This is a genomic window from Fulvivirga kasyanovii, from assembly GCF_009711405.1.
Taxonomy (GTDB): Bacteria; Bacteroidota; Bacteroidia; order Cytophagales; family Cyclobacteriaceae; genus Fulvivirga; species Fulvivirga kasyanovii.
Map to the genome: position 1 here is coordinate 1 of NZ_SMLW01000392.1, position 8,434 is coordinate 8,434.

General features: G+C 39.8%; 10 protein-coding genes and 1 pseudogene. 10 read left to right on the forward strand and 1 reads right to left on the reverse strand.

Annotation, left to right across the window (positions count from 1 at the left end; translation table 11 throughout):
• Nucleotides 1-158: 158 nt before the first annotated feature.
• Nucleotides 159-1,544: a hypothetical protein gene (locus tag E1163_RS04935; RefSeq protein WP_155170111.1), complete on the forward strand. Its 1,386-nt coding sequence runs from the start codon at nt 159-161 to the stop codon at nt 1,542-1,544.
• Between the two features lie 13 nt (nt 1,545-1,557).
• Nucleotides 1,558-1,929, forward strand: coding sequence for a hypothetical protein (locus tag E1163_RS04940; RefSeq protein ID WP_155170113.1), 372 nt, complete (start codon nt 1,558-1,560; stop codon nt 1,927-1,929).
• Nucleotides 1,930-1,943: 14 nt separating this feature from the next.
• Here E1163_RS04940 and E1163_RS04945 read toward each other — a convergent pair whose 3' ends face one another.
• Nucleotides 1,944-2,099, reverse strand: a complete 156-nt coding sequence (locus E1163_RS04945; protein ID WP_246223506.1) for a helix-turn-helix transcriptional regulator — start codon at nt 2,097-2,099, stop codon at nt 1,944-1,946.
• A gap of 259 nt (nt 2,100-2,358) precedes the next feature.
• On the opposite strand from E1163_RS04945, the gene E1163_RS04950 reads away from it, so the two are divergent.
• From E1163_RS04950 to E1163_RS04985, 8 genes and pseudogenes are all read left to right on the forward strand, one after another.
• Nucleotides 2,359-2,868, forward strand: a complete 510-nt coding sequence (locus E1163_RS04950; protein WP_155170114.1) for a YfbM family protein — start codon at nt 2,359-2,361, stop codon at nt 2,866-2,868.
• Between the two features lie 7 nt (nt 2,869-2,875).
• The gene (locus tag E1163_RS04955; protein ID WP_155170116.1) at nt 2,876-3,388 is read left to right on the forward strand and encodes an alpha-ketoglutarate-dependent dioxygenase AlkB; all 513 of its coding nucleotides are present in this window, start codon (nt 2,876-2,878) and stop codon (nt 3,386-3,388) included.
• Nucleotides 3,389-3,409: 21 nt separating this feature from the next.
• A complete protein-coding gene (locus tag E1163_RS04960; RefSeq protein WP_155170118.1) occupies nt 3,410-3,997 on the forward strand; it encodes a hypothetical protein in 588 nt (195 codons plus the stop codon).
• Nucleotides 3,998-4,116: 119 nt separating this feature from the next.
• Nucleotides 4,117-5,103, forward strand: coding sequence for a tetratricopeptide repeat protein (locus E1163_RS04965; RefSeq protein ID WP_155170120.1), 987 nt, complete (start codon nt 4,117-4,119; stop codon nt 5,101-5,103).
• A gap of 69 nt (nt 5,104-5,172) precedes the next feature.
• Nucleotides 5,173-6,357, forward strand: a complete 1,185-nt coding sequence (locus E1163_RS04970) for a PQQ-binding-like beta-propeller repeat protein (protein ID WP_155170122.1) — start codon at nt 5,173-5,175, stop codon at nt 6,355-6,357.
• 18 nt (nt 6,358-6,375) lie between these two features.
• Complete coding sequence (locus E1163_RS04975) at nt 6,376-6,876, forward strand: hypothetical protein (RefSeq protein WP_155170124.1); 501 nt, start codon at nt 6,376-6,378, stop codon at nt 6,874-6,876.
• Nucleotides 6,877-7,008: 132 nt separating this feature from the next.
• Complete coding sequence (locus E1163_RS04980) at nt 7,009-7,827, forward strand: oxidoreductase (RefSeq protein WP_155170126.1); 819 nt, start codon at nt 7,009-7,011, stop codon at nt 7,825-7,827.
• A 158-nt stretch (nt 7,828-7,985) separates the two neighbouring features.
• Nucleotides 7,986-8,434: pseudogene (locus tag E1163_RS04985) on the forward strand (helix-turn-helix domain-containing protein); the annotation flags it as partial.

An 8,434-nucleotide genomic window follows, 5' to 3' on the forward strand; every position in this document is an offset into this window, starting at 1 on the left:
TAGGGGCGTGTAAAAATAGCAACACCCTCCCCCTAAAAATCAGTAATCATAAAAATCACTATAAAGAGTGACAGAAAGGAACTCAATGTGCTTTAGCTTTACGCTGGTTACACCAAACATATAGGTGTAGTTAACAAGCCTGTTTTAATCAAGCATATATGGGAAATTCTGATTTTTATTTTTACCTCCTTATCGTCCTCGGCTTACTATTTTTTCTTGTAGTACCTGTTCAGTGGATTATTAATTTCTACTATGGCGTGAAAGGAGCTATGATCTCGGGTGTTTTGCTGTCCTTATTGATCGCCTTTGGAGCCCAGTTTTTCTATCAATGGGGAAAAGGCGTCGGGAGTGTGACCGGCTATGTTAGTTATGCCCCCGGAGAATTACGAATGGTGTTTGCAAGTATATTTTTGGGAGGGCTGCTGCTTATTGCTTTTACCAGTTTTGGTATTTACCACCTGGTACAGTTAAGCAAAACCGGGGTACTGAATAAACCCTGGTTTTTCACCTGGCTGGTACTGTATATTGGTACTCCGACTTTGTACATAGGAGGAAAGGAATATCTTGCATTTTTGGCATCAAAAGAGCAACTCACCTATTTTGTTCCTGCTTATATCGACGTGTCTCACTACCGGGAGTTACCTGTTTATATAGATGAACTCAAGTTTATGAATAGCACCAACGGTCGTGCATCAACCTTTAGTGTCACTGCAGTCAGTGAATTCAGCATAGATAGTGTGCTTGAGAGTGAAGAGAAGGTCAGGGAAATGGATCATTTACTGATTGACCGAAGGGAAAGTATTCCGGTGGAGGCAGATCAGTTTGTGCTTTCGTGGTATTCATTTGTAGAAGAAACATATTATAGTGACACCTTTCCATTTCCTGCCGGGCATTTCCCTATAAAAAACTGGCCTGATGGCAGCAGAACTATGAGGAGTATAAACCTGCTTATTCTTCCGGAAGGTAAAGTCAGGCTTTTTGGGCCAGGTAATAAACAGTATTTCCCTTATCATAAAGTGGAAGTGAAACCGCTAAGCCAGGAAGAGAAAAACCAAAAGATAGAGGCATTCTATGCTGTTAATCAGGGGCAGGCGAGCAAAGAAGATATCCGGAAAACTCTCCAAGAGATTAAAAACTCTGACCGGTTAAACAAACGTGAGGCAATGGATAAAATGGAATTTAACTGGGGTTTGACGATCGAAGGGGAGGGAGAGATATCCAGCGTTAACATCAGTGATTTCCGGCAGCTTAGATACGATACTACCTATCAATGGCTTCATAAACCTGGTAAAAAAGTGCTTCCTTCTGAAATAACCATGTACTTTAGTCGTCAGCAAAGTGGTGATATCAGAGTTTACCTGTTTCCTGATAAAGAGAAGCTCTTTGATCAGGTGGAGGCATTGACAGCCGGAAATAGCGAAATGGAGGTTGAGTTTTTGATAAAGGTGGCAGAAGGAGAGGAAAACAACATCAGTTTTCAAATCAGAGCAGGAGAGAGGGCTATTGATTTTGCCAGTTTTGGAACCAACGTCGTAAGGCTTTAAACTGCCCTAAGAAATGCAAAAGAAGAACAAATACAGGCTGCGTCCTGCCTATGGAAAAACGGAACTCCTGTTGGAATTCACCTATGGGCCTGAGAAAGAAACCTTTCTGGCTGAATTGCAAAAAGCACTGGAGGAATTGGAGGTAAAGGTACAGTCGGCTCAGGACTTATGGATGAATGACGAGGTCTTGCTGGTTTTGGACTCCAACCAGGGCAGCTTTACCCTTTCTATTGATATTTGGGATCTGGCCTTTATTATGGCAGAGCACAACCAGGGGCTGATCTTGAAAATCGATGAACTGCTCTCCCAAAATCACTATTTTGAAAAGGAAATTGTTGACTATGAGAAGTATAAACTTGATGACAAAGATAATGACATCGAGTAACCTGATATCAGGTTTTATTTTGTGGGAACCAGTAATTCCCTAATGTCCACATCAAGTATTGCAGCAATCTTTTTCAGGTCTTTCAAGTGTGGCTGGCTTTTATTGTTACAGATTGAAGCTATAGCATTTCTAGTCTTCCCTGTCTTTTCGGCCAGTTCCTTTTGGCGCATACCCTTAATAACCAGTACTTATTTTATTCGGTTGATCCTTTCCATTTTTTAGAAATATGCCTCGAATATAGCACTGAATGCCATAAAATGGTATTTGTTTATGGAAATGGTTTTTAATACAACTCCTGTATTTTATTAAAGAGCCTGACACATTACCTTTGACCCTTATTAAATGGCAGAGAATCTATGTGGATAGACTTTCTGATGTGCGTTGCCACTGAATATAAAGTATTGGTTATTAATTATTAAAAAGTGAGTTATGGGAATGATAGGAAATCTCATTCGGGTGTCAAAAGAAGACCTGGAGATGTTTAAAGCAGATTCTGGAAAACTTGAAAATTTGATTTATAATGAAGCTAACCTTGAGGCAGATTGGTATTTGGATTTAGATAAGTCATGGGAAGCAATTCATTATGTTTTATCCGGGAAGAGCCTCGCTGATACAGAAATGGATGGAACGTCAAAAGTTATTGAGTATGTGATCTTTAGTGATAAAGTTATTGATGAAGAACAAGACTTGGGATATGGTCCTGCTTTCTACAATGATCAGGAACGGGTAAATAAGATATCCAAGGAACTTAATAAGGTAAATATTACAGCGCTTATGGCAAATTTTGATGGCAAGAAGCTTAATGAGGCAAATGTATACCCTGAAATTTGGGATGAGGAAGATTCGAAGGAGTATTTACAAGAAAGCTTAAAAAGTGTAATTGAGTTTTATTCAGATGCTACTGATAGTGAACAGGTTGTTATCGGATTTATTTGCTAAATAAGATATGGATGGAATAACATATATAGATAAGTTTATAAGCAATCCTTCTGAGTTGTTTGAAGTGCTAAGGACAACTGTTGCCTGGGATACCAGAATGGCTGCAAGAAAAACGGCCAGTTATGGGAAAGCATACAACTATTCTCAAATTAGCTATCCATATCAAACGTTTACTGAGGAACTGGAAGAAATAGCTACTTCTATTTCAAAAATACTGAAATTTCTGCCTAATAATTGTTTGATTAATTACTACTCCGATGGCAAATCAAGTATGGGATTTCATTCAGACCAAACAGATATTTTACATGAAGGTACCGGAGTTGCTATAGTATCAATAGGAGAGACCAGAACTTTACAGTTCAGGAATATTAATAATAAAGAAGTTGTAAAGGATTATGAACTGATGTCCGGATCTTTGATATATATGTCAAATGAGGTACAGCATAGTTGGCAACATGCCATACCTAAATCCGACACTATCAATGGTAGGATGAGCCTGACGTTCAGAAAAATCAGATAGTGAGAATTAACACCTAAAACTGTGAAATTAAAAATTCTACTAACCTGTTTATTGCTCACTTTTGGCTATGCAGGGCAAGCCTGTAAATGTGGAGGGCCGGGGTCTGTTGAGGAGTCTTACGGTTATGCTGGTGTTGTAGTGCATGGGATCGTCGAGAGCAAAAGCCTCATTTCATTTGAGGAGACGCTTAGTCCAGACAAAGTAGATGAGGTAAAGCGAAGCTTATCTATGCATCAGGAATTTTTTGAAGCATGCCTGGTGTATGAAGTGAGACTGCGTGTTATTGAATCTTATAAAAATGAAGTTGACAAGGTTGTGACCATTTTTACCACCAACAGGGGGGCTTCCTGCGGCTTTAGGTTTCAACTAGGGCAGGAGTATATTGTTTATGCAAACGAAAAAGTCAATTTACACTCATTCTTTTTCACAGAAAAGGGTGATAATATACAAAGACAGAACACCTATTGGACAAATCGTTGTACCCGAACAGCCGAGTTTAGCGAGAGGGAGGCATGTGCATTAGAAGAAATCAAGAAAGAAAATTATGAATTAAGTTTGCCAGATGTATTAAACCCATATCATCAGACATCCTTGGTTGTAATGCCCTAAATTTATTATCTTACACGCTTATCAGACCGCAAGCTTAAATTAAAAGCGTCACGTATTGTTCCTCTCAACAGGCTTTGGTGAAGTATCTAGCCATGAAGATAAAAACATATTAAATCAAGATGAAACCTACATTTTTTGCAGTCCTTATTTTAATGTCCTCAGTTAAAGCGTTTGCATGCCTCAATGAATATAATGTAAACGCCAGAGGTCAGGTATATGAACGATATGAAGGGCTTCCCATTTTTTACAGGACTTTTGACCTTGCTCATTCGCAAAAGATAGTGGATCAAATCGATCTTACCGATCCAGATGATATTGATTTTAAGGACTTCTCAGATGTAGGAGTTCACTTGGCGAGGTTAGGTAAGTACAAGGAAGCTCTCGATATATTTATCTGGTTAAATGATAAGCATAAGGATGAATACAGGATAGTCTCCAATCTGGGAACGCTGTATGAGCTTAATGGCCAAATAGATTCTGCCTATAAATACATAGAAAAGGGTTTGAAGTTGAATCCTGATTCTCATATGGGCAGCGAGTGGGTGCATTTGTCTATTTTAGAAGCAAAAAAGAATATAGAAAAGGACGGCGATTGGCTACTCAAAAACCAGGTACTTAACTTAAACCTTACAGACACGGTAGGCCTTTACACTAAGGCACACGATAAAATTATGCTTACCATCTGGCAAATCGGGCACCAGTTGGAAGAAAGAGTACCTTTTACTCCGGATTCTGATTTGCTATTGGCAAATGTACTTCTGGAGCTTGGAGAACTTTTAGAGATCCATGTATCTATTGAAAATGCATATGTGGCCTATAAAATGGCCGCGCATTATGACAAGGAGAATAAACTCGGGGCCAAAGAAAAGATTGACAACCTGATGCCCTTATTCGAGAAATATGGGTTTAAAAAGTCCGTTTTTGAGGAGCATTTCCCTCCTAAAGGTGCTTACCTCCAGGAACAAAAAGATGCCAGACAGCATGAGGAGTTTGGTCAGAAGCCGGAAGATGAGCCAATCGGTACTTTATATTATTTTGTGGCGGCAGCATGCATTGTCGTACTTTTTGGTCTTGTGCTTTTTATATTAAAGAAGAGAGGTAATTAGCTCCTATAGGTCAGTTATGAGAATAGCTCCTGAAACATTGAGAGTTAAAGATTTTAATTTTGGTAAATTTTGATAGCAATCAGAAAACAATATATATACTTATTTATAGCTCTATGTCTTTTAAAACCGGATATTTACGCTCAGTCAACTTACACAACTGAGTGCGACGTCATTATTAAAGAGCAGTCCCGCAGGCCCCTGGATTTTCCTGTAAATGATATTCTGCCAGATGAGCGTACGAGCGATATTTACCTTATCTCAGATGAGTTTGTTCAGCGGGGGAATGAAAGTTATCAAAAGCCTGTAAAATTTGGAGACGCCCTTGCAGTATGGGACGAGCGGATTTATACAATAGAATACCAGCCATATAGCGCTCACCCTGACAGTTATATGGCCGGAATGAAAGTCACTACCAGAGCATACGGGCTACAAAACAATCACCTGGTTTTAATGGATAGCACGATTGGCCATGCTGACGAAGGAGGTCCCGGGCCATTATGGTATTGGAATAAAAATGGCGTCAGGTTACCGTGTGAGTTAATGGAAGTGTTTGCAGGGTATGGCGAAAAAAGTGTTCTCATTAATAGATATAACACAGATAATGACCAGCCGGATTTTGAATATATGATCTTTCAGGAGAAGGATACAGTAAAAAGCGGAAGCCTGAAGCATCCGGAAAAGCAAAACACATATATAAAAGCAACAAAACTAATTGCCGATGGCATATTGCTCTATTCGGAGGACAATACTACCCGTCAACATTTCCTCACTAAATATAATTTGGAAGGTGCATTTATATGGGAAAAGCCTGTAAATCGCTTGTCACTGGCCATGTATAAGAAAAGGGGAGAAGGCATTCATATTACCCAGGATGGTGAGTTATTGCACATCAGCACTTGGGGTATGGAGAAGGGGACGCTGAAGTGTACCCTTTATACGTTGGATGCCCATACCGGCAATGTGCTATGGAGTTATCCTATAAAAGGAACGGATATGAGAATATTGCAGGTGCTGCTTGTCGGTCAAAACATTGGTGTGATCACAGCTCAATTAGTACAAGACCCATCAGACATGCACACTTACAGCTTTAAATCAGGTAAATTAGAAATGCTTGACAGAGGAGGGGCATTGGTATGTAGCAGGGATCTGGAGGACGGTTTTAAACTGATCCTGGCAAATTATACTGAAAATAAGCTTGATGTTATCACTGATAAAAGTATTCTAACGTTTAAGGTAGATAATTCGCTCAGATAAAACCTGGGCTATCCTATTATGAACAGAAATTATCTGCTATTAATAACCATTTTGATATGGAGTTGCCAATCCGGCAGTGAAAAAGGTTCTTTACAAGTAAAGGGTATTGCTGATAATGAGGATGTTTCCGTTGACCTTCCTGCTTTTCATAATTATGAACTGTTTATAGGAAAAGACATGATAGATTCAGTCCATGAATATGTATATGGGATAGAATTTAAAGTGTTGGATAGCACTACTATTAACTATCGAATTACGCAAATGATAAACTGGCAAAATCCCAAAGTAATAAGTGGTGTTGCGAAGTTGGATATAAAAACTTTAAGGAGTGATGATATAGTATTCAGTGATTGGGAGGGTAAAAAGTTATCGGCCTATAAATTTTACGCACAAGAAAACGGTTGCCTGATCGAAATTTTGATTTCCAAACATGTTAACCACCATTTATCCATAGCCCAGGCTTTTCAGGTTTGCAACCACGAAGTAGATACGCTTACCACACCTCTTCATCATAAATAATGCGCTCTTGATGATTGCAACAATTGGAAATTGCCTCATTGTAAAAATGTATCTGTATTCCTGATTTTTGTATAAGCAGCATGAATACCGCCCTCAATAGCTTTGTATCATCGTTTATTAAAACATTAAGCAATGACAAAGACTATTTTCATTACAGGAGCTTCAAGAGGATTTGGAAAACTCTGGGCTGAGGCACTTTTAAAGCAAGGGCATCAGGTGGTGGCCACGGCAAGAAATACAGATTCGCTAAAGGATCTTCAACAACAATTCGGTGATGCTATTTTACCCTTACAACTGGATGTAAATGACCGGGAAGCCTGCTTTGAGGCTATAGGGCAGGCTAAAGACCATTTTGGTGCTATTGATGTACTCATCAATAATGCCGGTTTTGGCCTGTTCGGTGCCATTGAAGAGACCAGTGAGCAGGAGGCGCGGGAACAAATTGAAACCAATGTATTTGGATTATTATGGGTTACACAGGCAGTACTTCCGGTTATGCGTGAGCAAGGTCATGGACATATCGTCCAGGTATCAAGTACATTAGGCCTCGTGACCCTGCCGGTTTTGGGAATTTATAATGCCTCTAAATTTGCTGTAGAAGGACTCAGCGAGACCCTTGCGGCCGAAGTAAAGGATTTTGGGATCAAGGTAACTATTGTAGAACCGAATGGCTTTGCCACCGACTGGGCCGGAGCCTCTGCTGCCCATACCCAGCCCATGCAGGCCTATGAGCCGGTAAAGGAAGCCTTTCAGGCCGGTCTTACCGATGATTCTTTTGGTGTACCCGAAGCTACGACAGATGCCATACTGAAATTGATAGATACGCCTAACCCACCTCTTCGCCTGTTTCTTGGTAAGGTGGCCCTTCCATGGGTGAGACAAGTTTATGAACAGCGCCTTGCCGAATGGGAGGAGTGGCAGGAGGTTGCCGTCGCTGCACATGGAAAATAGCGATTACAACAACGATAGAAGTCTCCACGCCGTTTAAAGAAATATCTGCGTGAATAAGGAAAGATTTTTTTCAATACCTAAAGAGCGGTTTTATGCCATTCTATGGATGATAAAAGTCTTTCCTTGTTTTATACAAGAACCATTATTTGTCAAATATTATGCATCATTTCAAACAATTAAGCGAACTGCACGATACCCTGGGTTTCCCACCGTCAGAACATCCTTTGATCAGTATAGCCAAATGTGACGGCACCTGCAATAACTCAGGCATAGAGCACACCAGTGATTTCTATATGATAGGGTTTAAAAAAATGAAATCAGGTGTGATGCGGTACGGCAAGACCAAATATGATCATGATCGTGGATCCATGTCATTTGTTAAGCCCCGTCAGATAATAAGTATGCGCGATATCGAGTTCGAGGAAAATGGTTTCATTATTTACTTCCATGAAGATTTTTTAAACGGGCATGCACTTCACGAAGAGATCAAAGGATATGGCTTTTTCGATTATGAGATCAATGAAGCCCTTCACCTTTCACCTGCGGAAGAAAAAATTATTTGGGAATTGTTTGAAAAAATAGAAATGGAGTATTACAGTAACCAGGA